Origin of the sequence: Protofrankia sp. CiP1_Cm_nod2, assembly GCF_920664355.1 — a bacterium.
GTDB lineage: Bacteria > Actinomycetota > Actinomycetes > Frankiales > Frankiaceae > Protofrankia.
This window is the reverse complement of sequence record NZ_CAKKTL010000231.1, coordinates 5,294-8,838: the sequence shown is the minus strand read 5'-3', so window position 1 is coordinate 8,838 and position 3,545 is coordinate 5,294. Positions and strand designations below refer to the sequence as shown.

Genomic DNA, 3,545 nt, shown 5'->3' with positions numbered 1-3,545 from the left:
CGGCTGCCGCTCCCGCCCCGCCGGCGCCCGCCCCGGAGCCGGGCCTGGGCACGGGCCCGGGTGGGCCGGCGTCCGGCTGGCAGGGAGCGCATGGCTCCCGCCAGGAGATCGGCGTCCATCCGTGGACGTGGTCGCGCAACCGCCGTATCTCGCTGATCAGTGCCGCCAGCGGCGCGTCCAGGAGCGCCACGCCCGAAGTGATCAGATCCCGCATCGCCACAGGATCCGCTTCGGCCATCCATAAAGGCTACCCCATGACAGCCGTGGCGGGTCTTGCCGTTGTCCGACTGGTGGTGCACTCTCCTTCCATGACTGGTTGACCAGTGAGTACTGGAGGCGCCAATGTCGCAACAACGCTCCGAAGAGACCCACCACAGCCTTATCGAACGAATTCCCAGAATCACCGGACACGACGTCGGCCACTGGCTGGGATGTCTGGATCGCGGGCCTGGTCTCCTGCGCTTCTCCGAGCGCGTGAACTGGCTACGGGACGAGCACGGGCTCCCGCACTGCTATGCGGCGGCTGTGGTCCACGAAGCGGATCTGCGCAGGCGCGCCATCCGGACCTGACCCGATATACCCCTCTTCACCCGATAAACCTTCTTCGCCCGACCGGCCCGGTACGGCCCATGTGCGTCGCAGCCCCACGAAGCTCCGGGCCCTGGTCGCCCTCCCCCCTCGGCGACGAGTGCAGGAGCACTCGGCACGGTGCCACCGGGCCGGCCGGGCGAGAATCAGCCCATGGACATCGAAGCGGCCCGGGACTACGTCCGGGACAACCATCGGGCCGTCCTCGCCACCTTCCGGCGGGACGGGACTCCGCAGCTGTCACCGGTCACCGTCGGCGTCGACACCGACGGCAGACTCGTCATCAGCAGCAGGGAGACCGCCTACAAGGTCCGCAATCTCCATCGCGACCCGCGGGCCGGGCTGTGCGTCTTCCCCGACGCCTTCTTCGGGCCGTGGATCCAGGTGCGGGGCCGCGCACGGATCATCTCGCTCCCGGATGCCATGGAGCCTCTCGTCGACTACTACCGCACGCTGTCAGGCGAGCACCCGGACTGGGAGGACTATCGCGCCGCCATGGTCCGCGACCAGCGCTGCCTGATCAGCATCGAGATCGAGCACGCCGGCCCCGACCGCTCCGGGTGAGCGGCGGGGCGGCACCCGCCCACGACGACAGACCCAGCGGTCCAGCCGGTCAGCCGCGCAGCTTCGACAGCAGCCTGAGCATCTCCAGGTACACCCAGACAAATCCGACGAGCAGCCCGAATCCGGCTCGCCAGGCCTCCGCACGGGGAGCGCCAGCGGCGATCGCACGCTCGATGTAGTCGAAGTCGAGGATGAACTGCAGGCTCGCGACCACGAGCACAGCAAGGCTGAACAGGATGCCGAGCGGGGACGCGTCATTGATGATCGGCAGATGGCTGCCCGACACCGCTCTGACCACCAGGTCGGTCAGGCCAAGCATGACCACGCCGAGCAACGACCCGTAGACGACCCGGGCCATCCGCTCGGTCGCGCGCAGCCGGCGGCTGCGATAGGCCACCAGCATTGCCACGAAGACCACCGCGGTCCCGAGCAGCGCCTGCAGCACGATCCCGTGGAAGGCGTCCTCGTAGAACCGGGAGACCGCGCCCACGAACAGGCCCTCGAGCGCGGCGAAGAGCACGATCAGCGCGGGCCGCAGCCGCCGGCTGAAAGAGATCACCAGGGACAGTGCGAGCGCGGCGAACATCGCGGTGAAGCCGACCGCGGGGGTGGTCGGGGCGATCGCCCAGCCGACCGCCCCGGTGACGGCCATCACCGCGAACAGGCCCAGGGTGTGGACGACGACGTCGTCGACGGTCAGCCCGCTGGGCGCCCGGTACAGCCCGGCGAGCTGCTCCGGTGTCGGGGTGGGCGGGACTCCCCCGCCCGGCGGCGCGTACCCACCGGGGCCGTACCCGGAGGAGGACGGCGCCGACCAGCCGGCGAAGCCACGCCGGCTGAACACCGGATTCGACGAGCGCATCTCGGCCATCAGGACACGACTCCTTCCGCCGCCCGCGTCCAACCGGGCGTATAGATCGCAACTGCCGCCGGGCTCGGCCGACCGCGCCGCCCACCGCGTGGATCAACATCTGGATCCACAAAGTGGATCAGCGGGGACGCGGGCGATCGGCACGCTCGATCGACGAACCTGTCGGAATACAGAGTAGAACGCCGCGGACGGAGGCTGTACCCATAGTCCCGTGAACGACCACCGGACGGCGCCGGATGGCGCCGGAGCGGCCCGCAAGATCGCTCGAAGCCTTCGCCGACATGATCGCGAAACTCGTGGCGACAACCGCCGGCACCGGACGGCGACCAGCATGAGGAAGGGTCACGTGTCAATGACGATGAGACATTCGGGCGAATAGCCCGCTGGCATGACCGAGCGCCGGCCGGAATGATCCGGCCGGCGGCCACGGAACAGATCTGAATGTGCCGGTGGTCGGAGTCGAACCGACACTCGAGCTGTTTTTAGGACAGCCTCCTCTGCCTGTTGGGATACACCGGCTCGGCTACATCGGAGATGTTTCTACCACGCTACGTAGGATTTGTGAAAGAGACAACATGAAGAAAGTATGGGAAGTAACCAGAACCTCCTGATCCGTAACCTGTCGTGACGCTCGCACCCAACTCGCCTACCGAAGGTGCGCGATCAATCACAGTATGACCGACTGGCAATACGGCCAGCGTGGCAGCGGAGCTACGCGGAGGGGAGCGGGGCCGTCCCGGCCCACGGCGAGGCACCCCGGGCCGGACGCTGGGCCAGGGAGCACGGCGGGCAAGGGAACCCGACGGGCAAGGGAACGACGCTGGGCAAGGGAACCCGGCTCGCGCCCGGCCACGGGCGGGCCGGCTCCCGCCGGGTGCCGGGCCGGCGAACTGGTGGCCGGCTGACCGTGGGCGCGCTCAGCCGGCGTCCCACCAGGCGGGCCCGCCCACGGCCGGCCGGGTGAGGTGGCACCAGCCGGCGGCTGCGGCGGGCGCGCTTTCCCGTCTCCCTGCCGGTCAGCTCTCGCCGAGGCCAGCCGGACAGCGACGCTCCTGGCCGCCGGCCGGGCAGCGCGCCGCCCATGCCTCCCGCGCCCGCGTCTCCCCGGTGGGCGGTGGCCGCCGCGGCCACCGGCCCCGCGGGACACCTCCGCCGGCCCACGACCTCCACGGCACCGGGCTCTGCGCACGCAGGACCAGGCCCGGCGGGACACCTCCGCCAGCCCACGACCGCACCGAGCGGATCTCCCGTGGCCGCCGGCGCCGCGCAGGACAGCCGCTCACGAAAATGCCCGCCATAGTCACCTACGGCGGGCATTCGATGTTAAAGCGTCATAAATAAGGCGACCGCGGACCGGATGATTCACCCTGCCCCCGAACGGGAACAGCCGCGGCCCGAATGCGCGATCAGCCGATGATGTCCGGACGGGCGGATCGCGCGGCGGCTGGCGGTCACCGGAAGCGGGCGACAATATCCATATCCGCCATGTCCGTCATATCCGCTGGAGTGCGCGACGGGCGTG

3 protein-coding genes, 1 tRNA gene and 1 pseudogene are annotated in these 3,545 nt (G+C 69.7%); 2 read left to right on the top strand and 3 right to left on the bottom strand.

All coding sequences use genetic code 11. The annotated features are described in order from the left end of the window. Window positions 1-214 (bottom strand): annotated as a pseudogene (locus NBW84_RS20070) (hypothetical protein); the annotation flags it as partial. A 128-nt stretch (window positions 215-342) separates the two neighbouring features. Here NBW84_RS20070 and NBW84_RS20065 point away from each other — a divergent pair. Together NBW84_RS20065 and NBW84_RS20060 are read left to right on the top strand one after the other, a co-directional pair. Continuing rightward, entirely contained in the window at window positions 343-570 is a 228-nt protein-coding gene (locus NBW84_RS20065) for a DUF4287 domain-containing protein (RefSeq protein WP_013872262.1), read from the top strand. A 171-nt stretch (window positions 571-741) separates the two neighbouring features. Next, window positions 742-1,152 (top strand): PPOX class F420-dependent oxidoreductase, encoded by a 411-nt coding sequence (locus NBW84_RS20060; protein WP_250286395.1) that lies wholly within the window; start codon window positions 742-744, stop codon window positions 1,150-1,152. 49 nt (window positions 1,153-1,201) lie between these two features. On the opposite strand, the gene NBW84_RS20055 is transcribed toward NBW84_RS20060, so the two are convergent. Both NBW84_RS20055 and NBW84_RS20050 read right to left on the bottom strand, forming a co-directional pair. Next, complete coding sequence (locus NBW84_RS20055) at window positions 1,202-2,023, bottom strand: Bax inhibitor-1/YccA family protein (protein WP_250286394.1); 822 nt, start codon at window positions 2,021-2,023, stop codon at window positions 1,202-1,204. 444 nt (window positions 2,024-2,467) lie between these two features. Next, window positions 2,468-2,542, bottom strand: a tRNA-Leu gene (locus tag NBW84_RS20050). Window positions 2,543-3,545 lie beyond the last annotated feature (1,003 nt).